We start from the raw sequence: 24,293 nt of genomic DNA on the forward strand, positions 1-24,293 counted from the left end.
AACGATGAATTTCGAATTGACAGAAGACCAGCAAGCCTTTGTGGATACAGCCAAAGCTTTTGCCGACAAAGAGCTGGCGCCTAATGCGGCTAAGTGGGACGAAGAGCACTACTTCCCCGTTGAAGTGTTCCGTAAAGCTGGTGAAATGGGCTTTATGGGCATGTATACGCCGGAAGAGGCTGGCGGCTTTGGAATGAGCCGCTTAGACTCAGCGCTCATTTTTGAGCAGTTGGCAGGAGGCTGTACCGCAACCACCGCCATGATGACGATTCATAACATGGTCACCTGGATGATTGGCTCCTTCGGCCAACAGTCTGTGATTGACCAGTGGGTACCAGAATTGGTTACCGGTGAGAAGCTTGGCTCTTACTGCCTGACCGAACCAGGCTCTGGTTCAGACGCTGCCAGCTTGCGTACCAGTGCGAAAAAAGACGGCGACGAGTACGTCTTAAATGGCTCTAAAATGTTCATCTCCGGTGCCGGTGAAACTGACGTTTTAGTGGTTATGGCTCGTACTGGCGAAGACGGACCTAAAGGCATTTCTGCCTTTGCTGTACCGGCGGACGCCAAAGGAGTTATTTACGGTAAAGCCGAAGATAAAATGGGCTGGAACGCCCAGCCAACCCGCTTAGTGACCTTTGAAGACGTTCGCATTCCGGCAGAAAACCTGCTGGGTAAAGAAGGCGAAGGCTTTAAGTTTGCCATGATGGGCTTAGACGGCGGACGCATTAACATTGCGGTATGTTCTGTGGGTACTGCGCAGGCGGCATTAAATACTGCCAAAGCTTATATGCAGGAACGTACGCAATTTGGTAAGCCCCTCGCGGCTTTTCAGGCGCTACAGTTTAAGTTAGCCGATATGGCGACTGAGCTGGTTGCAGCCCGTCAAATGGTGCGTCTGGCAGCCAGTAAAGTCGATAACAACGATGCTGATAAAACTACCTATTGTGCTATGGCAAAACAGTTTGCGACCGATGTTGGTTTTAAAGTGTGTAACGACGCACTGCAGCTGCACGGTGGTTATGGCTACATTAAAGAGTATCCGTTAGAGCGCCATGTGCGTGATGTTCGTGTGCACCAGATCCTGGAAGGCACAAACGAAGTTATGCGCATGATTATTGGACGTCGCATTCTGGCTGATAACGATCGCGAAATCTTGTAAGGAGATTCCATGCAAGACGTTGTACTTTTTGAAGAACTGAACGCCGGTGACAAAGTCATCGGCGTTGCTACGTTAAATTCCGAGAAATCATTGAATGCCCTAAGCCTGGCAATGGCTGAAAAGCTGTTACCGCAGCTGAAAAAATGGGCAGAAGATGACAAAGTTGCTTGTGTCTGGTTACAGGGTGCCGGTGAAAAAGCATTCTGTGCCGGTGGTGACATTGTGGCTATGTATAAAGCCATGCAGGCAGAGCCGGGCAAATTAGTGGAAGAAGTCGAAAACTTCTTCACCCAGGAATATCAACTGGACTACTTTATTCAGACCTTCCCTAAACCTCTTATTTGCTGGGGTGACGGCATTGTGATGGGCGGCGGTATGGGGCTAATGAATGGCGCCAGCCACCGTATTGTGACCGAACGTTCGTTACTGGCTATGCCAGAAGTGACTATTGGTTTGTACCCGGATGTTGGTGCGACCTACTTCCTTAATCGCATGCCACGAGGTTGCGGTTTGTTCTTAGGTATTACCGGCGCAACGATGAATGCGAACGATGCACTGTATCTGAACCTGGCCGATCACTTTGTTGGGCATGAGAGCAAAGAAAGCATTCTGAATAAGCTGAAAGAAGTTCAATGGGGCAATACCGAGGCTCTGAACAAACAAAAAGTGACGGACTTACTGAGTGACGTGGCAAGTAGTGACCCAACAGCATTACCCACGCCTCAGGTAGAACCACATCAGAAGCTAATAATAGAGCTGACAACGGGCAATGATATTGGTGAAATTGTTGAACGTATTGTCAGTGACGAAACCGATGATAAATGGCTGGCGCGGGCGCGTAAGAACCTGGCCAATGGTTGTCCGTTTACATCGCACCTGGTCTGGAACCAGTTGCAGCAAGGCTCTGACTTGTCTTTGGCTGACTGTTTCCGTTTAGAGCTAACCTTGTCCTGTAACTGTGCAGTTCGTGGTGACTTTGTGGAAGGTATTCGGGCACTGCTGATTGATAAAGATAAGAATCCACAATGGCAGCATAGCTCGGTAGCCGAAGTACCAGCGGAAGAGGTTGATGCATTCTTTTTACCGCCCTGGGGCGAGCGAACGCATCCATTAGCCGATCTTGATAAATAAAACGAATTAACAAGAAGGAGTGCCTTTATGGCAACCGTAGGATTTATTGGACTGGGTAACATGGGTGGCCCAATGGCCAGCAATCTGGCAAAAGCCGGCCACAAGGTTAAGGCTTTTGACTTATCTGAGGAAGCACTTAAAGCGATAGTTGCTGACGGTGCACAGGCTGCGAAAACAGCAGCTGAAGCCATCGACGGAGCTGAATTTGTGGTGTCTATGCTGCCTGCAGACCGTCACGTAAAAGGCGTTTACCTTGGTGACGACGGCCTAATCAACAAGCTGAATAAAGATCAGCTCGTTATTGATTGCAGTACCATTTCTTCTGAAACCGCTATGTATGTGGGTGAACAGTTAGAGAAAGCTGGTATTGCCTTTATCGACGCTCCTGTTTCTGGTGGTGTTGGTGGCGCGAAAGCGGGTACCTTAACCTTTATTTGCGGTGGTACAGAAACTAACGTTGACCGGGCTCGTAGCGTGCTTAACGACATGGGCAAAAATGTTTTCCGCGCCGGTGATGTCGGTGCCGGACAGATTGCAAAAATCTGTAATAACATGTTGTTGTCAGTATTAATGGTGGGTACTTCTGAAGCTCTGCAATTAGGTAAGGCTAACGGGTTGGACCCGAAAGTTTTATCGGAAATTATGCTGGCAAGCTCGGGTAGTAATTGGACATTACAGGTATATAATCCGTGCCCAGGGGTAATGGACAACGTGCCTTCAAGTAACGACTACCAAGGCGGCTTTCTGGTTGACTTAATGGCTAAAGATTTAGGTCTGGCGCAACAAACCGCATTAGAAAGTGGTGCCGCAACGCCTATGGGATCACTGACTCGCAACCTTTACCACAGCTGGTCTGAGCAAGGCCATGGTCGCCAGGACTTTTCCAGTATTTTTAATTATGTGGCACCTAAGTCACAGAAGTAACCTAAGAATTGGGGAAACACATGCAAATTAAAGACAGTGTCATTGTTATTACCGGTGGTGCTCAGGGGCTGGGCCTTGCGATGGCTGAAGATTTCGCCAGACAAGGTGCCAAACTTGCGCTTATTGATATTAACGGCGACGTATTAGGTGAAGCTCAGGAGCAATGCGAAAAGCTGGGCGCAGCCAAAGTGGTTGGTTATGAAGTTGATATCACCGACGAAGAGTCGGTAGAAACCGTATTTGAGCAAATTCAGCAAGAGTTTGATGGCATTGATGTGCTGGTGAACAACGCAGGCCTATTGCGTGACGGCTTGCTGATCAAATTCAAAGACGGCGAACTGAAACAGAAAATGCCTTTACAACAGTTCCAGTCGGTACTGGATGTGAATCTCACCGGTACCTTCTTATGCGGCCGTGAAGCCGCGGCACAGATGGTAAAAGCCGGCAAGAAAGGCGTTATCATCAATATTTCCAGCGTCGCGCGTGCTGGTAATATGGGACAGACTAACTATTCCGCAACCAAAGCCGGTGTGGTTGCTATGACGGTGACCTGGGCTCGCGAACTGGGTCGTTACGGCATTCGCTGCGGTGCCATTGCGCCGGGCTTTATTGAAACTCCAATGACGGCACAGATGAAACCTGAAGCTGTTGATCGCGCGTTGTCTATGGTTCCGCTAAAACGCTGGGGCCAGCCTAATGAAATTGCCCACAGTGCGCGCTACATTATTGAAAATGACTTCTTCAGCGGCCGTGTGGTCGAAATTGACGGCGGCGTTCGGTTGTAAGTCACATTAGATAAAGTAATGATGAATAGCCGAACTAAGGGCGTCTCTGTTATAGTGGTGGTTATCTACTAAACAGAGACGCTTTTTAGTTAATGGCATGCGGAAATTACCTCCCTTAAACGCGCTTAAATCATTTGAAGTGGCAGCGCGTCACCTCAGTTTTACCAAAGCAGCCGAAGAGTTATTTGTGACCCAGGCGGCCGTCAGTCACCAGGTAAAAGCGTTAGAAGACTTTCTTGAGCTTAAGCTTTTTATTCGACGTAACCGCTCGCTGTTACTGACCGAAGAAGGGCAGGAATACTACTTAGAATTACGGGATATTTTTGAGCAACTGGCGCAGGCTACCGATAAACTTCGGCTAGTGTCTGAGCGTGGGGCTTTGACCGTGTCGGTTCCTCCAAGTTTCGCTATTTTATGGTTTGTTCCCCGGCTCAGTAGTTTTCGCGAAGAACACCCGGATATGGATATACGAATTAAAGCCGTGGATGAAATTAGTGGTTCGTTAACCGACGACGTGGACGTTGCTATTTATTATGGCGACGGGCGTTGGCCCGGGGTAAAAGCATACCAATTGCATGAAGAATACTTATGGCCGGTTTGTTCGCCGTTGTTACTGAACAAAGCGAATATCAAAGAGCCGATAGATTTATTCAAGCAAACTTTGCTGCACGACGAAACCCGTAATGCCTGGAAGGACTGGTTTCAGTTGGTGGGATTACCTCAGTATAAAGGCGATAACGGACCGGTATTCAGTCATTCGAGCCTGGCTTTACAGGCGGCGGTCCACGGGCAGGGCATTGCATTAGCCAATAATGTGCTGGTGAAGTCTGAAATTGACAGTGGCCACCTGGTTCGTATTTTCCCTCAGGCTTTGCAGCGGAATAAAGCGTTTTATCTGGTTTGTCGTGACAATCAGGCGGAGATAGGTAAAATCGCGACCTTCCGTCAGTGGTTGCTAAACTTGGTTCAAAAAGAAGAGCAAGAGTTTAATCAATAATGCGTTATCAACAACAGAACCCGGAAGGAGCCTTCCGCATCGTGTTTTTGCACGGTTCAGGAGGTGGTCCCGACACAGCTTTTATGGATTTCTTTGCGGAGCAGGGCATAGCGCTTGGCGCAGAGCTTGTCCGTCCGGACTTTCCGTATTGGGAAAAGGTTCGTGAAACTGGTAAGCCACGGCCGCCGAATAAAATGCAGGCATTGTTCGATGCGATTGATGAACTACTGATCGAATTACAGCAAGATAATAAGCCGTTAGTTTTGATGGGGAAGTCATTAGGAAGCCGGGTGATGTTGCGTTTAGCCGATAAATCCGGCGCGAAAGCAGTAATTGCTTTGGGGTTTCCGTTCCATCCGCCGCAAAAACCTGAGAAGTCACGCCTTGAAGAATTAGAAATGACGCAGGCGCCCGGTCTTATTTTGCAGGGAACACGGGACCCGTTCAGTAAACCGCTTTTAAAAAGAGCGGAGCAGGGGCAAAGCGTGGAGTTGCCGCATAACTGGCAGTTGCAGTGGCTAGAGGGTGCCGATCACGGTTTTGCCGCCACAAAAGCCAAAGCGGAGAATACGCCTAAGCTTTGGCAACAGGCCGCAGATGCCATTAAGGAGTTTATTCAATGAGTCAGATATTTTTAATTGTGGCCGCCATTTTAGGCGGTACCGGCGTTATGTTGGGCGCTTTTGCTTCGCACGGTTTAAAATCGAAATTAAGCGAGAGTTTGCTGAGCGCTTTTGAGACCGGAGTCACTTATCAATTTTATCACGCGTTGGCACTGTTTGTTTTAGCGCTTTGGTTAAAGCAGTCACAGTCAGTCTGGTTTGTTGCCAGTGGTTATTTGTGGCTGGCTGGCGTGGTTTTATTTTCCGGCAGTTTGTATGCCTTAGCACTTACCGGTGTTAAATGGTTTGGGCCTATAACGCCTATTGGCGGGTTATTATTTATTGCTGGCTGGGTCAGTTTATTAGTTGGCGCAATAAAGTTAGGAGCAGGTAGTTAATGAGTGAGATTGTTAACGGCAGAGGTAGTGGCATTGTATTGCTGTGTCGTGCTGGGTTCGAAGGTGATTGCGCGGCCGAAATTCAGGATAAAACCGCGGAACTGGGTGTTTATGGTTATTGCCAGACACAACCCGAGCAAGCTTACGTTACCTATCATTGTCAGCACGAAGAAGCAGAGCATATTGCCCGTAAACTGACGCTGAAAGACCTGGTCTTTGCGCGCGAAATGTTTGCCTTACTGGGGTCTGTTAAAGTGGCTGGTATTGAAGACCGTGCCAGCGAAGTCATAAAGGTATTAAAACCTCACCAGGAAACCTTCGGTTTAGCCGGTGAGTTACGGGTGGGAACTCCAGATACTAATGAAGCTAACCAGCTATCCAAATTCTGCCGAAAATTCAGCGTGCCGCTGCGTCAGGCGTTGCGTAAAGAAGATCTTTTAAGTAATAAGCCGCTAGCTAAACGACCGATGCTGCATGTGTTATTCGTCAACCCGGCGCATGCCTTGGTGGGCTATTCATACAGCTATAACCAAACCTTACACAACGGTGGTATTGTGCGTTTGCGTATGCCAAAAGAGGCACCAAGCCGTTCAACGTTAAAACTGGATGAAGCCTTTCAGGTATTTGTACCTGAAAACGAACATGAAAAACGTGTTCACTCGGGCATGAAGGCGGTAGATCTTGGTGCAGCGCCGGGAGGCTGGACTTATCAGCTGGTTCGCCGCGGTATGATGGTGCAAGCGGTTGATAACGGCCCGATGGCTGAGTCCTTAATGGAAACCGGGCAGGTTAAGCACATTCAGGAAGACGGCTTTAAATTTCGTCCGAAACGCAAAAATGTTACCTGGCTGGTGTGCGATATGGTTGAAAAACCCGCACGTGTCGGCGAGCTGATGACCAGTTGGTTACTCGAAGGTGACTGTGAAGAAGCCATCTTTAATCTTAAGCTACCAATGCGTCAGCGCTATGCTGCTGTTAAAGGCTACCTGGATCAGATTAAAGAACAGCTACAAACCGAGGGGACTAAGCCGTTTGAAATTCAGGCCAAGCACCTTTACCACGACCGTGAAGAAATTACCGTACACTTGCGCTGGCTGCCCCGCAGCTAGCTTTAATGGCATAGCCTGAGTTCATTCATGGCTATGCCTGTACTTCCTGTCATACTCTCAATATCTCTGCTTTTCACTAAGACTTTAAGTACAATTGAATAATATCCTTTAACTCCTGATGTCCTATGTAAGAATGAGCTAAGTTCCCGCCTTCAACTCTTAAATTACTGTCTATACTCCGTCACTTACTGGATGACTTTTTCAGTGAATAAATATATGTAATATACTTTTGAAAGTATATACTTTTAAGTGTATATTTTAGAGGTAAACCATGGATTGGGTAATTTTAGTTACGGATGACTACGAAGACTGGTTTTTTACGCTTAATGATGCAGAGCAAGTCGATGTTCAGGCGATGATAGATGTACTGGAAATTAAAGGTCCTGGCTTGGGAAGGCCGCAAGCTGATACTTTAAAAGGAACAAAAGCCTTGAAGAACCTGAAAGAGCTCCGGATTCAACATGACGGGAAGCCATTTAGAGTGTTCTACGCATTTGATCCTAAAAGACAGGCAGTTTTGTTATGTGGCGGGCGTAAAGATGGAAGTAGGGATAAAGCCTTTTATAAACGAATGATCCCGTTAGCTGAAAAGTTGTTTCTGGATTATTTGAAAACTGATAGTAGCTAGAGATTAAGGGTGGTTATGGCAAAGTCATTGCACGAGATGAAAAAGAAAATTAAGCCAGAAGTACAAGCCGCTGCGAGAGCTAAAGCGGTTGGTATCATTGCGGAAATGACTCTGGCGGAAGTACGAAAAGCGCGGGGGTTTAACCAGTCTGTTGTTGCTAAAAAGCTTAACCTTGCTCAATCTAATATATCTCAGGTCGAGACACGGCCTGATGCTCTGCTAAGTACATTGAAACATTACGTTGAAGCTTTAGGGGGAACACTGGAGTTACACGCTAAGTTCCCAGATGGCCAGAACGTTGAGATAAATCAGTTTAAGTAAATAAGTTAGTCTGACTATACTATTAGACCAGCTTTCCCAATTCGGGAAAACTGGCTGCTGTTAATTCAGGCTGGCCTTGTAAGCTGAGTCTTGTTAAAGACGCTCAATAACTGCCTGAGTAAAATCAGTGGTACCGTGCGAACCGCCTAAATCACGAGTGGTACGGTCACCACTGGAAATCACGTCTTCTAGTGCTTTGGTGATTTTTTCGGCTTGCTCTTGCATGCCCAAGTATTCCAGCATCTGAATTGACGCTAAGATAACTGAGGTTGGGTTTGCCAGGTTTTTACCGGCAATATCCGGGGCTGAGCCGTGTACAGCTTCGAAAATGGCGCAGTCTTTACCAATGTTAGCGCCGGGTGCCATACCTAAGCCGCCGACCAAACCTGCGCACAGGTCTGACAGAATATCGCCAAACAGGTTGGTGGTAACAATAACGTCAAACTCTTCAGGGTTCATAACTAAGCGCATGCAGGCCGCATCAACAATCATTTCTGTTGATTCAATGTCCGGATACTCTTCCGCAATTTCACGCGCTACTTTTAAGAATAGACCAGAAGTGGACTTCAGAATATTGGCTTTATGCACTGCGGTGACTTTCTTACGGCCTTCGCGGCGTGCGGTTTCATAGGCGAAACGGACAATCCGCTCAGCGCCTTCACGGGTAATTTTGCTGACTGCTTCTGCTTCATTACCGTCTTCAGACACTTTTTGGCCTAAGCCGGAATACATACCTTCGGTATTTTCACGAATGGTAATAATATCAATGTTTTCGTAGCGCGCTTGGGTGCCGGTAAAAGACAAAACAGGGCGTACGTTAGCATATAGCGAAAAATGTTTACGCAGGCTGACATTAATAGAGGTGAAGCCTTCGCCAACCGGAGTAGTCAGTGGACCTTTTAATGTAACACCGTTACGTTCAATCGCATCAAGAGTATTTTGAGGTAATAACTCTCCGGTTTTTTCCAAAGCAGTCAGACCAGCGTCGACGTATTCATATTCAAAGTCACAACCTGCTTTATCAAGAATGGCTGTTGCAGACTCGACAATATCCGGGCCGATGCCGTCACCTGGAATAACTGTGATAGTTCTACTCATGAATTGATTCCTTTAAACCGTGTTACAACAAAAACAGGAACGGTAATTCTACCATTGCCGCGCTAATACTGACTAGCAAAGCATTATTCAGCCAGTGAATATAGGTTATAACGGTGAGTAACAGTGACTTTCAAAAGCCGATTTAGCTTTAATTCGGGTCAGTTGCTCACTGTTTATTTGCAGTTGCTGACAATAAGACTTTAGCATCGATTTTACTGAACTGCTTAACGACACCTCTGGATAATAAGTGCTTAGCGTTAAATAGTGGGCTAAGAAAAATAGTGCACTTAATTTGCTGGTCTCGGCTTTATCGGGGTTTAATAAATTTTCGGTAGCCGGAGGCAATTGCCAGCGCTTAACTAATTGTCGACTGCGGCGAAAGTCACTGATATCCAGTGCAGAGCCAACCCAACTTGTGCTATAGCAGTGTTCTATTTCTCGCGGACGGGGCCACTTCGCTGATTTAAGCAGCTCTGGGTGACGAAAAAGATCGGAGCCTGAAAGTAGGGCAAGTAGCGGAGCCGGGGTTGGCAGGCTAACGCCGGTTTCTGCCGATAAGTGCTGTAGCGTTGTGGTCAGTAAGCCGAGCTTTTGCATCAATGCGTTATGCAGAGGAATTGTATTTAATGAAAATTGGTGTTGTAAAAAAGCGGTCGCAAGAATAACTGAAGCTCGTTTAGAGCCTAGCCATAAATAAGACTGTTTCAAGTCCATACGGCTGGCTTCGCTGTAGCCAATGCGTTCGCTCTGATGCACGGCGGCATGAAGACTGCTGGCTAAAAAAGGCAATTGGTTAATTTGCTGAATTACTGCGTTTAAGGCGCCACTGGCATTGGCGTAACGGTTTATTGCCCGTAACAGTTGTCTGGGCGTTTGTTGTGTTGTGCTTGTTTGCTCTTGTTTTAGCAACCGATGCTGAGCCAGTGCGCTCATTTGTTCCTGTGTCAGAGGTTTGTCGTTAACTTGCCAATTTTGTGTTTCGTCCGGGCTGACATAAAACGGGCTGTCCAGCTTATGTAATAGAGCCAGAATCTGGTGCTTTCCTTCATAACCTAAAAGTACCGCGGTCTGCTGGTTTTTGTGATGTGAAAACTTTTGACCAGTGAGTCTTACCGGAAGCGTATCCTGCTGATTTAACAGCGCCCAGAAGCGGTAGCGGAATTCGCCATTCAATAAGGGAAAAAATGCCTGTGTGGGCTTACTACGTTGCAGCTGAACCTGAGTTAAGGCGTTAACCCAGTAGCGAAAAAAGACAATATCAGCGGATTTTAGTGTTAAAGACTCTAAAGCAGACAGCCACAGCGGCTGTCTTAAATGAAGTTGCTTCCAGTAGTTCGGGTCTGGGTTGAGTTTCTCACTGACGCAAGCGGCGGCCAGAATTCGGCGATAATGTGAGTGCAAAGACCATTGGTAACCGCAATGCAGCGCGTTTACACAAACCGCGAGTAACTCACTTATTAGCTGATTATTGTCCTGAGCATGTTGCTGAGCGTAAAGGGGAAGCAGTTCAGGCCAGCGGTTTTGTTGATACTCTTCATCAATAAACTGAACCAGACGATAAAGCTGACGAACGTCGTGTTGTTTCAGTAAACTTGCCGCTTTTTCACAACACTCGGTCAGTTCTCTCATTCTCGCCTCTGATAATTCTGATAGTCACGATAAGAGTCGTTACCCCAGGCGATAAGCTTATTATCGCGAAAAACCAAAGGGGTACATTCATCTTTAGTCGTGATTCCGTCAGAAGTCACGTGATGAGTTCGATAAAACAGAACTTGCATGTCACCTTCAGATGACGCTTTCGCTTCAGTTATGTCTGGTGAGCCTAAAACTCGAATAACACTGTCTTTTGACATACCCAGATCAAATTGACCAATTTGTCTGGCGTTGTAGGTCTCTCGTTCCTGCCACTGTAAATCAGCAGGATCAGCCTGATAAAGCATCAGCACTGCTCCTACTATAGCTAGATAAGAAACAGCGCCAATGGCGAGTATGACAAAGACTTTATTTTTCATAAATCCTTCAGTCAGTAACAACCTTATAACAAGGATGATACACCGAACCTGGTAATTTCATACGCCCTTGTTCGACGAATGCTCTTAACAATACGTCCAGTCGTTTCATTAACTCTTTTTCACCGTGAATGGTAAATACGCCTTTTTCTCTAATTTGGCGAATGCCACCATCTTTCACATTGCCGGCAACAATAGCTGAGAATGCGCGGCGTAAGTCCGCTGCTAACTCTTCTTTAGGCTGTTCCGGGTGCAGGTTCAGTGACGCCACATTTTCGTGAGTCGGGTAGAACGGGCGTTGGAAGTTTTCATCAATAAACAAGGTCCAGTTAAAGTAGTAAGCGTCACCAGAATCACGGCGGTATTGTTTTACGGCTGCCATGCCTGCGTGCATGTGCTGTGCAACCCCTGATGGGTCAGCAATAATAATACGGTAAAAGCCGCGAGCCTCTTCACCCAGAGTTTCGACAATGAAGGCATCCAGCGCATCAAAGTAATCTTTAGACGCTTCAGGGCCCGTCAATATAACTGGTAAGCTTTGTTGTTGGTTTTTCGGGTGCATCAGTATGCCAAGAAGATACAGCAGCTCTTCAGCCGTACCCGCGCCACCCGGGAAAATAACGATGCCGTGCGCACAGCGAACAAAAGCTTCCAGGCGTTTTTCAATATCGGGCAAAATAACCAGTTCGTTAACAATAGGATTAGGTGGCTCGGCAGCGATAATGCCAGGCTCAGTAAGGCCCAGGTAACGACCACCACTAATACGCTGTTTAGCATGACCAATGGTCGCGCCTTTCATAGGGCCTTTCATGGCACCCGGACCACACCCGGTACAGATATTTAAGCCACGCAAACCCAACTGATAACCCACTTCTTTAGTGTATTTATACTCAGCTTCGTTAATCGAGTGACCACCCCAGCAAACAACCATATCGGGCTCTTGCATGGCCTGAATAGTACGGGCGTTGCGTAAAATATCGAACACCACGTGGGTTAGGGTAGCGCTGTCGGCGTCTTTCAGTTCTTCTTCTGAGTAGCGCTCTCCGGTAAAGAGAATATCGCGCAATACGGATTCCAGTAACTCACGAATACCGACAATGAGTTCGCCATCAACAAAAGCTTCCGCCGGCGGTTCAATCAACTCAATTTTAATACCGCGCTCTTTGCGGATAATATTAACGGAGAAATCTTTATACTTATCGTAAATTTCAGCGCTGCTGTCGGTATTACTTCCGGCATTTAGGACCGCGAGACAGCAGTTGCGAAATAATTTATAAAGTTGGCTGTTTGAGGATTGCTTTAAACGTTCTATTTCCAGTTGTGACAAAAGAGACATAGTGCCTCTTGGAGAAATGCTTGCTCTCATTATTTTTCCATACTCCTGTAATAACGATGACTCGGCGTCATCCTTGTGCCGGCGGTGATCCTCAGCGTTGGTTTCTATTTTGCTGTGATGACTTTGTTGCGCCCGCTATTTTTTGCTTCATAGAGCGCCTTATCGGCTCTTTCAAAAACCGCCAGCGGTGTATCTTCATTGTATTTAAATTCGGCTATTCCCGCGGAAATAGTAATGCGTATATCGTCGGTTTTAAATTTAAACGGGATATTAGCCACTTTCTCCCGCGTATTCTCGATATGTTGATAGGCACTTTGTCCATCAGAACAGAATATGATAGCAAACTCTTCGCCACCATAGCGACAAACAAAAGCTGATTCTCGTAACGATTTGCTAAGAGTACCTGCGATAACTTGTAAGGTCTTGTCGCCGGCAATGTGGCCGAAGCTATCATTAATATTCTTAAAATGATCAACATCGATAATGGCTATACTCAGCGGGGTTTCATCGTTGACCCAACGCTGGAATTCCAGGTTTAAGCGCTCATCAAAAGCAGAGCGGTTAGGCAGCTTGGTCAGGTTGTCCTGTAAGCTGCGGAACTTTTGTTTAGCCAGCTCCTGCTTGTAATGTAAAACCTGCTCTTCGGTTTCACGGAGTTTCTGCTCCATGGCCTGTGTGTTGCTATGGAAACTTTGACGTTCTTCGTCATGCAACTTTAGGTGCTGATTTAAAGTTTCACCTAAACGGTGTAGCTGCAAACCTACCGATTCTTTTAAATCGTTCAGTTCATACGCGTCAGTGACACAAGCTTTTATCTCGGAGACGCCACTTTTTAGTTGTTGGTTCAGGTGCAGTCGCTGGTCGGCAAAGTCCGCAGAATGACTTATGGTTTTACCTAATACACTCTGAACAGACTCTAAAGAAGCATTTAATTGTTGCAGAAATAGTTGTGCTGAGCGGCGTTCATCGTTGATGTTGTTAAACACCAGCCGCATAACCTTCAAGGTTATAGCTAACAAGGTTTCGTTAGTTTGCGGCTTTTGTAAAGCTACTTTTACTTGCTGCAAGGTGTCAGCAGCATTTCCCAGAAACTCGACTTCGCTGAGTAAATCAAGCAATTGACTTTGATATTGAGCTACTTGGGTTTCTGTCTGAGTACCTTGCTGCTGGTAGGAAAGTGCCAGTAATTGGTTTACTAATGGCAAATAATGAGAAACCGTCATTGTTGGTTGCTCGAATTCATTTGCTATTTTTTGCAGCTGGCTTCTGCCACTGCTATCACGTGGCTTAATAGACTGTAATGCCAGTTGGATACTTTCGTTGGTTTCTTTCAGCAGCGTTTGCATACGAATGGTATGCTGAGAAATTACCTCACCCACTTGTTGCATCATGGGCTCTAGAACCGCAGCGGACGCATTTTGCTGCAGGTGACCGCGTAATTTATGCAGTAAACCGTCTAACTCACTATCAACACCATTTAATGCCAGACAAAGGTCGTTCACAAAGTTTGAGTAACGTTGCGAATCGCGCAGATAGTCGTCTTCTATCTGTTTACGCGACTGGATGCTCTGTCGTAGCTTCTTGCTAAGGTGCTGAACCTGCTCTTGCGGTGTTTCCGGTATTGCCAATGCTCACCTACCAAATGTTGAAGTCAATACGCATAATACGAAAAATAATCCCATAAAGTCTAACCTATCTGAATTTATTTTCTATTGGTGAATTGTGGTAGTCTTTGAACAAGTTAACTAACAAATAAAGCGAAACTAACGGAGATAAACTGTGCGCAAGAGCTTATTAGCTGTTGGTGTTATGTTGGCACCTTCCATTGTATTGGCAAATACCGATTATAAAATTGATTTAACGCAACCTGAGCACCACAAAGGCGAAGTGTCTATAACCTTCCCGGCCAGTGACGCTAAGTTTCTGGATGTAAAAATGCCAGCCTGGAGAACAGGTTATTATCGCATTTTGAATCTCGCTAATGGCGTTCGTGACTTTGATGCTCAGAGCAACGGGGAAGAACTTCGCTGGGAAAAGGTCGATAAAAGCACCTGGCGCGTATACTTACCTGAAGACAGCGGTGAAGTAACCGTTGACTACGAAATTTACGCCAATCAACTTGGGCGTCGCAGTCGTCATATCGATGATACTCATGCCTACTTAGATGCCTCTGCTGTATTTATGTATGCAGACGCCTGGCGTGATGAGCCGGTGTCCGTTTCTCTGGATGTTCCGGGCGAGTGGAAGAGTTACTCCGGTATGGAGAGAGAAGGCGAGCACCAGTTCTCGGCCGCAAACTGGGATGTCTTAGTTGACTCGCCGATAGAAACGGGCATTAACAAACACTATGAATTCACTCAGGATAATCGCGATTATGAAGTCGTATTCTGGGGAGAGGGTAACTACGACGCTGAAAAAACGGTCGAAGACTTACACAAGCTGGTGGCTACCGGTGATTCGATTTGGAGCAGTTACCCATTTGAGCGTTATGTTTTCATGATCCACGCGACAACCGGCGCGGGTGGTGCGACTGAGCACAAAAACTCGACGATTATCCAGCGCCCCAGATACAGCTTTGCCAGTCGCGATGATTACCTGTCGTTTATGTCCACAGCGTCACACGAGTTTGTGCATACATGGAACGTGAAAGCTTATCGTCCGGACGGGCTGGTTCCATACGATTATCAAGAGGAAAACTACACTGATTTATTCTGGATTGCGGAAGGTTCAACCAGCTACTTCCAGAACCATTTGTTATTACAGGCGGGCATTATGGAACCGTCTGAATATTTTGAACGAGTAGCAACTAGTATTGACCGTTATCGATCAAAACCAGGCCGGGAGGTTATGTCAGTGGCTGAGGCCTCTTTTGAGGCGTGGATTGATCAATATGGAGACCGTGCGCACAACGATTCTGTGAATATTTATTCGGAAGGTGCTTTGGTTTCCTGGCTGCTGGACAGCGAATTGTTGAAAACAACTGATGGGGAAGTTAGCTATCGCGACGTGCATAATGAATTGTATCAGCGCTTCGATGCCGAAGAGCAGGGCTTCACCTCAGCCGACGTGCTAACTATTTTGAAAGATTTAACGGGTGAGTCCTGGCAGGACTGGTGGCAAGAAAATGTTGAAAGTCCGGCTGCAAATATTCCGTTTGAGAGTATGCTGGATCAGGTGGGTTTAGAGCTGGTTTACGATCAGGACAAGGATGAAGACGAGGGTGAACCCGAAGCTGAGAAAGTCTGGGCTGGCTGGAGTGCCAGTGAAGCCAGCGGAGGAATGGAATTGACCCGGGTTAGTAAAGGCAGCCCCGCCTGGGAAGCGGGCTTTACGCCGGGCGATGTCATTGTTGCTTACGACGGACACACCGTAGTTGATGGTCGTTTTAAAGACGCTTTTTCTGAATATAAAGCGGGTGATTCAATTGAAGTGACATTCTTCCGTCGCGACCAGTTGCACAAGAAAACCTTAACGGTGCAACCAACCCCTGCAACCGATGCGAAAATTGAACCATTGGACGAGCCCACAGCTGAACAGAAAGCTCGTTTTCTGCAATGGTTACAAATTCCGCACCCTAACGCTTAAAATTCGTTATTGTCGGGCCATGCGTTGCATTTGCAGCGCTGGCTCGAAGTCGGAACGAAATGGGTTTATGTCCAGACCGCCACGACGTGTGTAACGGGCATAAACCGTCAACTTTTTCATTCCTAGTGCTTTCAAGTCCTGATAAATGCGCTCAACACATTGCTCGTGGAATTCGTTATGACGTCTGAATGAGACCAGATAAGCCAGCAGCGCAGCGCGATCCAACTTCGGCCCCTGATAATGAATGTAAACCGAACCCCAATCGGGTTGATTGGTTATCAGGCAGTTCGATTTTAACAGATGACTGTGCAGTTCTTCTTCTGTTTCATTTTGTTCTGTAGCAAGCAGCGACGGCTGATAGTCGTAATGCGAAATACTGATATTCTGATCATCTATGCAATGACCCGGGAAAGTCGCCACAGATTCACCTTCCAGCTCAGATACCTGTTTTAGCTTGACTTTAACCGGCGCGCCGGCACAAGCGGAAAGATCGGTCTCCATCAGTTGTTGCACCTGCTCCCAGGTCTCAAAACGCGAGTCATTGAAGCTGTTTAAATAAAGCTTAAACGACTTGGACTCGACCAGGTTAGGGCTTTCTGCTGGCACTGCAAAATACCCCACCGCAACCTGTGGCAGTCCGTTTGAGTTTAGCCAGGAGACTTCATAACCGGTCCATAAATCCACACCCGAAAAAGGTAGCTTATCTTTAAGCCCTATAGGTTCCCGATTCAGTGAGCGGGGGACTGGCTGCAGCTGCTTCGGATCATATTCATTCGGGTAGTCGGTGTGCTGACCCAGTGATAAATGGTCTAGTGCGTCCTTCTTTGGCATTTAAGTCGCTCCGTAAGTACAATGGCCGTATTGTAAATTTTCTGAGGTGTAAGTACCAGATGAAGACGTTAGAAGAATCAATAGATGCACTAATGACACGCTATCAGGAAAATGTTCCTGTGCGCTATACCGAGTATGTAGAAGAGTGGAATAGCCCAATTTACGGAACTGTGATTGATGAGAATACGGTTGAGTGGACGCCGTGCCGGCAACCCGAAGCGTTAAACTTTGATGATCTTGAGAGTGCTCTGGAAATGAGTTTCCATCAGAGTATTAAAACTTTGTTTGGCCGCTGGTATGCAGGAGACCTTGCGCTTGATTATCAGGGGCACACAATTAGTTTACTACAGACGCAGAGTGCAGAAGACGGTGAACGTTTATTAGAGAATATTACTGGTCACATTTTAATGAAGCGTCGTTTGAAACAGCCTGAAACGGTCTTTATTGGTTTAGGTAGCGAGGATGACGGGTTGTTGGTAACCATAGATAACCAAAGTGGTGCGGTTGGACTCGAATGGGTAGGTAAGGAACAACACGAAGTTCTGTCTGACTCATTGGCTGACTGGCTTGATAATTGTCAGCCTCAAGTTGAGACTGATAAAAACTCTTGATGAGAGTCTTGCCTGAATGGCGGATAAATGACTCTCGACAGAATTCCGAAAAATGGTTAAGTTGGTGTTATGAAAAACTTACAATTGGCTATTCATTATGCAGGGTCTGACAGAAAAAACGGAAAACGAAATTGATGAAGCAGGTGAAAACAGCAATGAGCATGTTCAGGGCGAGCTGGTTTACCTTGTTGCTGAAGATCTGAAATTAGCGGCCTCGCTTTTGTTCCAGACGTATTACGATGATGAATTACTGCAAAAGATTTTCCGGTCAGACAAACCTGACTACGATAAGCGTTTACGGGCGGCTATCCGCGAAGACTTAAACGCTTTCTGGGAAAGCGGACAGCCTATTATTGGTATTAGAGATGGTGGCACACTACTAGGTGTCGCGTGTCTTACCCGTCCTGGTAAAAGCTTTGGTCCCGGACGTTTCTGGCATTGGCGAATAAGCATGTTATTAACGGCTGGTTTTTTGAGTACTAAGCAGGTACTTGAAAAGGAACGCTTAATTCAGGAAGCGATGCCTGATGTGCCTTACCATATGCTGGCATTTATTGCGGTAGCACCACAGTATCAGTCGCAGGGAGTGGGGCATTTACTTGTTGAAGCTGCCAAAGCGGTTTTTGAGGAAGACCCGGAATCACAAGGGATAGCCGTTTACGTGACTCGTTCGGATTATCAGGCTTTCTTTAAAAAGCGCGGCTATCGCATTCAAGCTCAGATAGAAGTGGAAAAGCTGCCAGGTGAAGTTCTGTTCTACCAACGGCAGCCTGATTAAATTATTGCGCGGGAATTCGAAACGGCGGTAGCTCAACACCTACCAAACGCTGGTTATGAAGGGTTAAGTCGCCTTCATAACGAGTTTCGCCGTCGCTACTAAAGCCCATTTTAAAAGTACTACGCCAGCCCGGCTGGCTGCCTTTAAAAGACCAGCGCGTGTCCTCGCGACGAATATCTAAAAACTGAAGCCCCTGCTGCTTACAGTAAAATACTGCATGTTTTTGTGCGCTTTCTGACTGTTGGCGGTGTTGCCAAAACACCCATATTGCGGTTGCCAGCGCCAGTAAAACAATGACATCGAGTAAATTCATCAGCTTCCCTGAGTCTGTTGTTTTAATCGGTTTAATGCTTCATTAACCGCCGCAGACTGTTTTTGTTGAGCAATAATAGATAACAGTAACGGACGTATGTCCGGCAGGGCAATAATATCCTGGAATAAGGCATCAAACAGTGAATTATCAAGCTCTGCTATGGCGTCTAAGTAGCGCAACAAATTTTGCTCTTCGCAAAGCACGGGCCATAAACGCGCAGCAATAACAACGAGCTGATCGGCATTGGCATGTGGAACCAGCTTGTTTACTGCCTTTTTTACCCGAGGATGAGCTGAAGCGGAGGCCAGCGCACGCAAACTGTCAGTGCATAGTTGAGCATTACTGCTCTCGAGGTTTTGCAGAAGAGCGTCTCTTACCGGTGGCGTCAGGCTTTGTTGCTCAAGCGCAACCGCCAACGGCTGGCGCACCGCACTCGGATAATGAGAGAAATGCGTTGCTATGGCTTTGCTCAGTTCCGGCAATTGCTCTAACCGGGCAGCGCAGTCATGTAACCCCTGCAAGCCCATTTGTTGCCAGTCTATGCCGCTTTCAGGCTGCTTTAAATACGCTTCCGCCGTTTCAAAATGTATAGACGGCGACAACTTTTGCTGGCGCTGAACCCGGGCATGCAAAGCCGCGCGCTGTTGCTCATTCGGCGTTAATAAATACGGGTTTTGTTGCAGCTGCTTTTGCTGCTCTTCGGTCATTTCTCCGGTTATTTCATGGCCCAATGCATTGACCACATACTCCAGGTATTGATTACGTGCGGCTATATTTAAAAGACCGCGCTCGTCCAACGGAAATTGCAAAAACCAAATAAAAGGCTGTTGGTCATGTTGTTTATGCTGGAACAGTATTGCCAATTGAGCTTGCCGCGCAATGGGGTAGGGGTACGGACGCTGTTGTTGCTCAATGGCTGCAAACTCTTCTTGAGACAGCTCCGTCAGGCATCTGCCAATATCAAAAATTTTGTATTCGGCTTGGCCGGCTTGCAAAAACTCACCCAAGGTGGTGATGGTCGGTGCTGACACAGGCGCTCCCTTTTTGCTTGAATTTTAAGGCGTATTAAATCACTATGGCGCCATTATATCGGTTTATACAATGATGTGGTAACGGAGTCTGATATGGAGCAGTATCAGAAAGCCGCTCGATTGCTGGATAGAATAGAGCGTGAACTGAACAGTCTTGGCTTATGGCAGTCTCACCACCCGCCGGTGCAGGCGTTAGAGAGTCAGCAGCCTTTTGCTGTCGACACGCTGGAGTTTCATCAGTGGTTGCAGTTTATTATGCTTCCCCGAATGTGGGCGTTAGTGGATAGCAAGCGACCTCTGCCTGAGGGGATTGCCGTTAGCCCCATGGCTGCGCATATATACCGCAGCGAGCTGGAACAATACGAACAACTTATTGCACTGATACGTGAATTTGATGTGTTGCTCAGCGGAACTGACCCTTTGCAGGAAGATGTCTAACGGTGAGTCAGTTAGAACTTGTTTATCTGGATGATCACCTTGCCGTTATTAATAAGCCCAGTGGCTTATTGGTTCACCGAAGCCGTATAGCCAGCGGTGCCCGTGAGTTTGCAATGCAAATGCTGCGGAATCAACTGGGTTGCCACGTTTATCCTGTTCATCGTTTAGATCGCCCGACATCCGGTTTGTTGATTTTTGGCTTAAATAGCGATGTTGCCCGTACCATGACAGAGCAACTGACCGCGCGCGAAGTGAGCAAAACATATCACGCTGTGGTCAGAGGTTACTTACCAGAAAAGGGCACTATTGATTACGCACTGAAAGAAGAACTTGATAAGCTTGCTGATAAAGACGCGGATCCGGATAAAGATAAGCAGCCTGCGGTAACGCATTATCAATGTTTAAAGCAGATTGAACTGCCTTATAAAGTCAGTAAAAAACATGACACCACACGTTATTCACTGGTTCAGATGCAACCAGAAACGGGTCGTAAGCACCAGTTACGTCGGCACATGGCACACATTCGGCATCCCATTGTCGGTGATACTAACCATGGTGATGGACGGCATAATAACTTCTTTCGCGAGCACTTTAATTGTCACCGTTTACTGCTGGCAGCGACTGGACTTAGCTTTAAACATCCGGTCAGTGGCGAGTCCATCAATTTGGAAATACCACTGCCGAATGAGTTTCACCAGCCATTTCTTAAGTAAAAGTTATTCCGCGCTGCGTAGCAGGGCATTGATACCGACTTTGGCACGAGTTTTAGCATCAACCCGCTTAACAATGATAGCAGCGTAAAGACTGTGCGTTCCATTTGCGGAAGGCAAGGAACCCGGTACAACAACGGAACCCGAAGGTACGCGACCATAAAGAATGCGGTCATTTTCGCGGTCATAAATACGGGTACTCTGGCCAATGTAAACGCCCATGGAAATCACTGCGCCTTCTTCAACAATAACGCCTTCAACAATTTCTGAGCGCGCACCAATGAAGCAGTTATCTTCAATAATCGTTGGGTTGGCCTGCAGCGGCTCCAGAACACCACCGATGCCTACGCCGCCGGACAAGTGAACATTTTTACCAATTTGCGCACAGGAGCCCACGGTAGCCCAGGTATCCACCATAGTGCCTTCACCAACGTAAGCACCAATATTAACGTACGATGGCATTACGACAACGTTGCGGCCAATAAAGGCACCTTTACGAACCATGGCGGGTGGTACAACACGCATGCCTTCGGCGCGGAAACGGGCACTGTCATAGTCGGCAAATTTGGCTGGCACTTTGTCCCAGAAGCGGGTTTCTCCGCCTTCAATCAGGTCGTTGTCGTTTAAGCGAAATGACAACAGAACCGCTTTCTTCAGCCATTGATGAACAACCCACTCACCGGAAATTTTTTCGGCTACCCGTAACTCGCCGCGGTCAATTTCGTCGATAACGTAACGCACAGCTTCACGAAGGTCATCGTTGTCGGTACGGGCATTGATTTGATCACGTTGTTCAAATGCATCGATGATGCGCTGCTTTATGTTTTCCATGATAAGAATTTAAAACTCCAGGTCTTTGATAATTTTTGCTTTCAATGTTTTTTTCTGTTTGTCGCTAAGGGCGGTTTGCTGCTCGGTAGTGACAATAAATAAATCTTCTGCCTGCTCGCCTATAGTCGTGATTTTCGCTGCCAGCAGGATAACGTTCTGTTGTTGTAAAATAGCGGCAAGTTTAGCAATAAGCCCCGGTCTGTCCAGTGTCACCAGCTCGAAGGTGGTACGGCCGTGGTGTTTACTGGGTATAAAAGTGACCTCAGTTGCCACCGAAAAGTTCTTCATGCGACGCGACAATGGCCGCTTAGTGCTGGGAACGGGTATCCGTTTATGCAGAACATCCAGCAATTGTTGTTTTACCTCTTCAATACGATGAGGCTCTGTTAACGGTTTGCCATCTCGTTGCAGTACCACAAAGGTATCCATAACAAAGCCATCGCGGGTAGCCAGAATTTGGGCGTCCAGAATGTTGAGTTGCTGACTGTCGAGAACACCGGCAACCGAGGCAAACAAATGCCCCTCTTCGTGATGGTAGATAAACAACTCGGTTGTGCCGTAGTTGTTTTCGTCTCCAATGAGAATGAGCGGCAACTGCTCGCTTGGCAGGTTCAGAATATGCTGTGAATGCCAACTGATTTGCTCTGCCGTATGGCGGAAGAAATAGTCTGCGGTAAAACGTCCCCATAACGCCAGAATTTCCGCTTTTTCAAAGCCTGCACTTAGTAGCAAGGCCATTGCACTGGCTTTATTTTCATTAATTCTTTGGCGAATATCCAGAGTAGGCTTATTACTGTCCTGCTGCAGCAAGTAAGAAGTGGCGTTATAAAGCTCTTCCAGTAAAGTTGCTTTCCAGTTGTTCCACAGCGACTGGTTAGTTGCCCGAATATCAGCCACCGTAAGACAGTAAAGGTAATCTAGCCGCTCGAGCGTCGAAACTTGATTTGCAAAGTCCTGAATAACTTCAGGGTCATGAATATCCCGCTTTTGCGCGGTAACCGACATGGTTAAATGATGCCGCACCAGCCAGGCAACCAATTCGGCGTCTTCTTCGCTGTAACCATGTTGGTGGCAAAAATTACGCGCATCCATTTCACCAAGCTCTGAGTGATCACCGCCGCGACCTTTAGCTATGTCGTGGAAGATACCCGCCAGATACAGGCAATAACGGCGATCCATTTGCGCAACGAGCTTTTCGCACAGCGGAAATTGGTCCTGATAATCTTCGTCACTAAAGCGGTATAAGTTTCTCACTAAACGAAAGGTGTGTTCATCTACTGTGTACGCGTGAAAAAGGTCAAACTGCATTTGTCCGACAATTTGTTGCCACTGCGACAGGTAACTTGCCAGTACACTGTGGTGATGCATCAGTGCAAAGGACAAACCACAGCCTCTGGGATGCTGAATCAGCTGATTGAATAAGTCGCGGCATTCTGGGTCATGGCTTAACGGTTCGCTTAATTGGGCTCGGGCATTTCTGAGTAAACGTATGGTATTCGAGTGTATGCCCTGTATTTGCGGGTGTTCCGCAATGCAGACAAAAGCGCGGATAATATTGCAGTGATTATCAAATACTTTGTCGTGGCGTGCTGTTAACAGTTTATTCGCAACCGCAAAGTCATCGCTAATATGTTCAGCGTGTTGTAAGTCCTGTGTTCCTAATATCGCCTGATGAAAAAACTGCAGAAGCATCTGGTTAAGCTCGCTGACGCGTAAGACCACTTTAAAGTAATCTTTCATCATGGTTTCAACGGATGCCTTACCGTCATTACCGTAGCCCAGGCGAACAGCTACGCCTGGCTGAAAGTCAAAGAGTAAGCGGTCTTCGCGTTTACCTGCTTCCAGATGAAGGGCAAAGCGTATGCGCCATAGCCAGTTCATGCAGTCACGCAGTTCAACGAATTCATCGGCTGTCATATAACCGTACTCAACCAGGTTTTCATCTGAGTGAGTACGGAAATGACGTTTAGCAATCCAGCCTACGGTCTGAATATCACGTAGCCCTCCGGGGCTCGATTTAATATTCGGTTCCAGGTTATAAGATGTACTGTGGTATTGCTGGTGGCGCTGCTTTTGTTCATCCAGCTTGGCCTGATAGAAATCGCGGCTTGACCAGGGGAAGTCATTTAACAACTGTTGATGAAATTCATTGTAAAGCGATTCAGCTCCTGAGAGGTATCGGCTTTCAATAAGGTTTGTGGCTATCGTGATATCGTTTTCTGACTGAGCGAAGCAGTCTTCGATAGTACGTACCGAATGGCCGATATCCAGGTGCAGGTCCCATAAAAAGGTAACAAACTGTCCGAGTTTTTCAGACAACTTAGCTTCGGCTTCAGCATTTTCAGGGCCCACTAAAATGAGCAGGTCGATATCTGAACCCGGGTGCAGAGTCTCACGACCATAGCCACCCACAGCTAAAATACTTGCCGGCTCGTCTTCAAGCTGAAATTGCTGCCACAACTGGCTAATTAGCTGGTCAAAGAAGGTCGCACGGTGATGAACCAGCTCATCGATATCGGCGGTAACAAAACGTGCTGCAGACCAGTTTTGGTAACTTTCTAAAAGCGCTTTGTAGTCTTTTAGGCAAGGTTGCAGGGTTCGGTCAGGCCAGCGCCCGTGAAAGTCTTTATCTTCTTGAACGTTAGCCATAGGCTCCCCCTGCAAA

General features: G+C 47.0%; 25 protein-coding genes. 15 read left to right on the forward strand and 10 right to left on the reverse strand.

The window, feature by feature from the left end:
• Nucleotides 1-4: 4 nt before the first annotated feature.
• The 10 genes from DEU30_RS01630 to DEU30_RS01675 all read left to right on the forward strand — a co-directional run bounded on the left by DEU30_RS01630 (nt 5) and on the right by DEU30_RS01675 (nt 8,057).
• A complete protein-coding gene (locus tag DEU30_RS01630; RefSeq protein ID WP_110012549.1) occupies nt 5-1,162 on the forward strand; it encodes an acyl-CoA dehydrogenase family protein in 1,158 nt (385 codons plus the stop codon).
• Nucleotides 1,163-1,171: 9 nt separating this feature from the next.
• A complete protein-coding gene (locus DEU30_RS01635; protein WP_114981496.1) occupies nt 1,172-2,293 on the forward strand; it encodes an enoyl-CoA hydratase/isomerase family protein in 1,122 nt (373 codons plus the stop codon).
• A gap of 27 nt (nt 2,294-2,320) precedes the next feature.
• A complete protein-coding gene (gene mmsB, locus DEU30_RS01640) occupies nt 2,321-3,217 on the forward strand; it encodes a 3-hydroxyisobutyrate dehydrogenase (protein WP_011234118.1) in 897 nt (298 codons plus the stop codon).
• Nucleotides 3,218-3,237: 20 nt separating this feature from the next.
• The gene (locus DEU30_RS01645) at nt 3,238-4,002 is read left to right on the forward strand and encodes an SDR family oxidoreductase (RefSeq protein ID WP_011234117.1); all 765 of its coding nucleotides are present in this window, start codon (nt 3,238-3,240) and stop codon (nt 4,000-4,002) included.
• Nucleotides 4,003-4,099: 97 nt separating this feature from the next.
• The gene (locus tag DEU30_RS01650) at nt 4,100-4,999 is read left to right on the forward strand and encodes a transcriptional regulator GcvA (RefSeq protein WP_011234116.1); all 900 of its coding nucleotides are present in this window, start codon (nt 4,100-4,102) and stop codon (nt 4,997-4,999) included.
• Entirely contained in the window at nt 4,999-5,622 is a 624-nt protein-coding gene (locus tag DEU30_RS01655; RefSeq protein WP_114981494.1) for an alpha/beta family hydrolase, read from the forward strand. The genes DEU30_RS01650 and DEU30_RS01655 overlap by 1 nt, the downstream gene beginning before the upstream one ends.
• Nucleotides 5,619-5,999: a DUF423 domain-containing protein gene (locus DEU30_RS01660; protein WP_114981492.1), complete on the forward strand. Its 381-nt coding sequence runs from the start codon at nt 5,619-5,621 to the stop codon at nt 5,997-5,999. The genes DEU30_RS01655 and DEU30_RS01660 overlap by 4 nt, the downstream gene beginning before the upstream one ends.
• Nucleotides 5,999-7,108, forward strand: a complete 1,110-nt coding sequence (rlmM, locus tag DEU30_RS01665) for a 23S rRNA (cytidine(2498)-2'-O)-methyltransferase RlmM (RefSeq protein WP_114981491.1) — start codon at nt 5,999-6,001, stop codon at nt 7,106-7,108. The genes DEU30_RS01660 and rlmM overlap by 1 nt, the downstream gene beginning before the upstream one ends.
• Nucleotides 7,109-7,379: 271 nt before the next feature.
• The gene (locus tag DEU30_RS01670) at nt 7,380-7,736 is read left to right on the forward strand and encodes a type II toxin-antitoxin system RelE/ParE family toxin (protein ID WP_114981490.1); all 357 of its coding nucleotides are present in this window, start codon (nt 7,380-7,382) and stop codon (nt 7,734-7,736) included.
• A 15-nt stretch (nt 7,737-7,751) separates the two neighbouring features.
• Nucleotides 7,752-8,057, forward strand: coding sequence for a helix-turn-helix domain-containing protein (locus tag DEU30_RS01675; protein WP_114981489.1), 306 nt, complete (start codon nt 7,752-7,754; stop codon nt 8,055-8,057).
• Between the two features lie 93 nt (nt 8,058-8,150).
• Here the strand turns inward: DEU30_RS01675 and DEU30_RS01680 are convergent, their stop codons facing one another.
• The 5 genes from DEU30_RS01680 to DEU30_RS01700 all read right to left on the reverse strand — a co-directional run bounded on the left by DEU30_RS01680 (nt 8,151) and on the right by DEU30_RS01700 (nt 14,128).
• Nucleotides 8,151-9,155: an isocitrate dehydrogenase gene (locus DEU30_RS01680; protein WP_011234112.1), complete on the reverse strand. Its 1,005-nt coding sequence runs from the start codon at nt 9,153-9,155 to the stop codon at nt 8,151-8,153.
• A 105-nt stretch (nt 9,156-9,260) separates the two neighbouring features.
• Nucleotides 9,261-10,784, reverse strand: coding sequence for a hypothetical protein (locus tag DEU30_RS01685; protein WP_114981488.1), 1,524 nt, complete (start codon nt 10,782-10,784; stop codon nt 9,261-9,263).
• Nucleotides 10,781-11,167 (reverse strand): DUF3192 domain-containing protein, encoded by a 387-nt coding sequence (locus DEU30_RS01690; protein WP_011234110.1) that lies wholly within the window; start codon nt 11,165-11,167, stop codon nt 10,781-10,783. Before DEU30_RS01690 ends, DEU30_RS01685 begins: the two co-directional genes overlap by 4 nt.
• A 7-nt stretch (nt 11,168-11,174) precedes the next feature.
• Complete coding sequence (gene ppnN, locus DEU30_RS01695; protein ID WP_114981487.1) at nt 11,175-12,530, reverse strand: nucleotide 5'-monophosphate nucleosidase PpnN; 1,356 nt, start codon at nt 12,528-12,530, stop codon at nt 11,175-11,177.
• 74 nt (nt 12,531-12,604) lie between these two features.
• Complete coding sequence (locus tag DEU30_RS01700; RefSeq protein ID WP_114981486.1) at nt 12,605-14,128, reverse strand: GGDEF domain-containing protein; 1,524 nt, start codon at nt 14,126-14,128, stop codon at nt 12,605-12,607.
• A gap of 151 nt (nt 14,129-14,279) precedes the next feature.
• Between DEU30_RS01700 and DEU30_RS01705 the strand changes: the two genes are divergently transcribed.
• A complete protein-coding gene (locus DEU30_RS01705) occupies nt 14,280-16,085 on the forward strand; it encodes a PDZ domain-containing protein (RefSeq protein WP_114981485.1) in 1,806 nt (601 codons plus the stop codon).
• Nucleotides 16,086-16,091: 6 nt separating this feature from the next.
• Here the strand turns inward: DEU30_RS01705 and queF are convergent, their stop codons facing one another.
• Nucleotides 16,092-16,916 carry an NADPH-dependent 7-cyano-7-deazaguanine reductase QueF gene (queF, locus tag DEU30_RS01710; RefSeq protein WP_114981484.1) on the reverse strand — a complete coding sequence of 275 codons (825 nt, stop codon included), beginning with the start codon at nt 16,914-16,916 and terminating at the stop codon, nt 16,092-16,094.
• A 59-nt stretch (nt 16,917-16,975) separates the two neighbouring features.
• Between queF and syd the strand changes: the two genes are divergently transcribed.
• Both syd and DEU30_RS01720 read left to right on the forward strand, forming a co-directional pair.
• On the forward strand, nt 16,976-17,527 hold the full coding sequence (gene syd / locus DEU30_RS01715; protein WP_114981483.1) for a SecY-interacting protein: 552 nt from the start codon (nt 16,976-16,978) through the stop codon (nt 17,525-17,527).
• 97 nt (nt 17,528-17,624) lie between these two features.
• Nucleotides 17,625-18,305, forward strand: coding sequence for a GNAT family N-acetyltransferase (locus tag DEU30_RS01720; RefSeq protein ID WP_011234104.1), 681 nt, complete (start codon nt 17,625-17,627; stop codon nt 18,303-18,305).
• A gap of 1 nt (nt 18,306) precedes the next feature.
• Here the strand turns inward: DEU30_RS01720 and DEU30_RS01725 are convergent, their stop codons facing one another.
• Together DEU30_RS01725 and DEU30_RS01730 are read right to left on the reverse strand one after the other, a co-directional pair.
• Entirely contained in the window at nt 18,307-18,618 is a 312-nt protein-coding gene (locus DEU30_RS01725) for a DUF3301 domain-containing protein (protein WP_011234103.1), read from the reverse strand.
• Nucleotides 18,618-19,649, reverse strand: coding sequence for a DUF3549 family protein (locus tag DEU30_RS01730; protein ID WP_011234102.1), 1,032 nt, complete (start codon nt 19,647-19,649; stop codon nt 18,618-18,620). Before DEU30_RS01730 ends, DEU30_RS01725 begins: the two co-directional genes overlap by 1 nt.
• Nucleotides 19,650-19,742: 93 nt before the next feature.
• On the opposite strand from DEU30_RS01730, the gene DEU30_RS01735 reads away from it, so the two are divergent.
• Together DEU30_RS01735 and truC are read left to right on the forward strand one after the other, a co-directional pair.
• A complete protein-coding gene (locus tag DEU30_RS01735; protein WP_011234101.1) occupies nt 19,743-20,087 on the forward strand; it encodes a YqcC family protein in 345 nt (114 codons plus the stop codon).
• A gap of 2 nt (nt 20,088-20,089) precedes the next feature.
• Nucleotides 20,090-20,800 carry a tRNA pseudouridine(65) synthase TruC gene (truC, locus tag DEU30_RS01740; RefSeq protein WP_114981482.1) on the forward strand — a complete coding sequence of 237 codons (711 nt, stop codon included), beginning with the start codon at nt 20,090-20,092 and terminating at the stop codon, nt 20,798-20,800.
• A gap of 3 nt (nt 20,801-20,803) precedes the next feature.
• On the opposite strand, the gene dapD is transcribed toward truC, so the two are convergent.
• Both dapD and glnD read right to left on the reverse strand, forming a co-directional pair.
• Nucleotides 20,804-21,628, reverse strand: a complete 825-nt coding sequence (dapD, locus tag DEU30_RS01745; RefSeq protein WP_034820436.1) for a 2,3,4,5-tetrahydropyridine-2,6-dicarboxylate N-succinyltransferase — start codon at nt 21,626-21,628, stop codon at nt 20,804-20,806.
• A 9-nt stretch (nt 21,629-21,637) separates the two neighbouring features.
• Nucleotides 21,638-24,277 (reverse strand): [protein-PII] uridylyltransferase, encoded by a 2,640-nt coding sequence (gene glnD / locus DEU30_RS01750; RefSeq protein WP_114981481.1) that lies wholly within the window; start codon nt 24,275-24,277, stop codon nt 21,638-21,640.
• Nucleotides 24,278-24,293 lie beyond the last annotated feature (16 nt).

Origin of the sequence: Idiomarina sp. 017G (assembly GCF_004362265.1) — a bacterium.
GTDB classification, from domain to species: Bacteria; Pseudomonadota; Gammaproteobacteria; order Enterobacterales; family Alteromonadaceae; genus Idiomarina; species Idiomarina loihiensis.

Coding starts and splice junctions, on each gene's coding strand:
- DEU30_RS01680 (WP_011234112.1), bottom strand. CDS start 9,155: ATGAGTAGAACTATCACAGTTATTCCAGGTGACGGCATCGGCCCGGAT.
- DEU30_RS01735 (WP_011234101.1), top strand. CDS start 19,743: ATGGAGCAGTATCAGAAAGCCGCTCGATTGCTGGATAGAATAGAGCGT.
- mmsB (WP_011234118.1), top strand. CDS start 2,321: ATGGCAACCGTAGGATTTATTGGACTGGGTAACATGGGTGGCCCAATG.
- DEU30_RS01660 (WP_114981492.1), top strand. CDS start 5,619: ATGAGTCAGATATTTTTAATTGTGGCCGCCATTTTAGGCGGTACCGGC.
- DEU30_RS01675 (WP_114981489.1), top strand. CDS start 7,752: ATGGCAAAGTCATTGCACGAGATGAAAAAGAAAATTAAGCCAGAAGTA.
- DEU30_RS01655 (WP_114981494.1), top strand. CDS start 4,999: ATGCGTTATCAACAACAGAACCCGGAAGGAGCCTTCCGCATCGTGTTT.
- rlmM (WP_114981491.1), top strand. CDS start 5,999: ATGAGTGAGATTGTTAACGGCAGAGGTAGTGGCATTGTATTGCTGTGT.
- DEU30_RS01635 (WP_114981496.1), top strand. CDS start 1,172: ATGCAAGACGTTGTACTTTTTGAAGAACTGAACGCCGGTGACAAAGTC.
- DEU30_RS01725 (WP_011234103.1), bottom strand. CDS start 18,618: ATGAATTTACTCGATGTCATTGTTTTACTGGCGCTGGCAACCGCAATA.
- DEU30_RS01630 (WP_110012549.1), top strand. CDS start 5: ATGAATTTCGAATTGACAGAAGACCAGCAAGCCTTTGTGGATACAGCC.
- DEU30_RS01720 (WP_011234104.1), top strand. CDS start 17,625: ATGCAGGGTCTGACAGAAAAAACGGAAAACGAAATTGATGAAGCAGGT.
- queF (WP_114981484.1), bottom strand. CDS start 16,916: ATGCCAAAGAAGGACGCACTAGACCATTTATCACTGGGTCAGCACACC.
- ppnN (WP_114981487.1), bottom strand. CDS start 12,530: ATGAGAGCAAGCATTTCTCCAAGAGGCACTATGTCTCTTTTGTCACAA.
- DEU30_RS01650 (WP_011234116.1), top strand. CDS start 4,100: ATGCGGAAATTACCTCCCTTAAACGCGCTTAAATCATTTGAAGTGGCA.
- DEU30_RS01690 (WP_011234110.1), bottom strand. CDS start 11,167: ATGAAAAATAAAGTCTTTGTCATACTCGCCATTGGCGCTGTTTCTTAT.
- DEU30_RS01645 (WP_011234117.1), top strand. CDS start 3,238: ATGCAAATTAAAGACAGTGTCATTGTTATTACCGGTGGTGCTCAGGGG.
- DEU30_RS01685 (WP_114981488.1), bottom strand. CDS start 10,784: ATGAGAGAACTGACCGAGTGTTGTGAAAAAGCGGCAAGTTTACTGAAA.
- dapD (WP_034820436.1), bottom strand. CDS start 21,628: ATGGAAAACATAAAGCAGCGCATCATCGATGCATTTGAACAACGTGAT.
- DEU30_RS01670 (WP_114981490.1), top strand. CDS start 7,380: ATGGATTGGGTAATTTTAGTTACGGATGACTACGAAGACTGGTTTTTT.
- syd (WP_114981483.1), top strand. CDS start 16,976: ATGAAGACGTTAGAAGAATCAATAGATGCACTAATGACACGCTATCAG.
- glnD (WP_114981481.1), bottom strand. CDS start 24,277: ATGGCTAACGTTCAAGAAGATAAAGACTTTCACGGGCGCTGGCCTGAC.